The following is a 279-nucleotide window of genomic DNA, read 5'->3' on the forward strand; positions in this document are numbered from 1 at the left end:
GCATGAGGAGTTCTTCCAGGAACAGCTGGCGGACATCGACGAGCCGACAATGCCGTTCGGGCTGAACGAGGTGCGCGGCGACGGCAGCGGGGTCGGCGAGGCGCGGGGGATGCTGCCGCAGGCGCTCAACGATCGGCTGCGGGCCCAGGCGCGGCGGCTGGGGGTGAGCCTGGCCAGCCTGTGCCATCTGGCCTGGGGTCAGGTGGTGGCGCTGAGCAGCGGCCGAGAGCAGGTGGTGTTCGGCACGGTGCTGTTCGGCCGCATGCATGCCGGTGCCGG

Annotated in this window: 1 protein-coding gene; it reads left to right on the top strand. The window is 71.7% G+C overall.

Annotated features, from left to right (window positions below):
• The coding region (locus AC0L2A_RS36515; protein ID WP_473613033.1) for a hypothetical protein at positions 1 to 279 on the top strand (279 nt) is incomplete at both ends.

The organism is Mesorhizobium sp. WSM4844 (assembly GCF_055811775.1).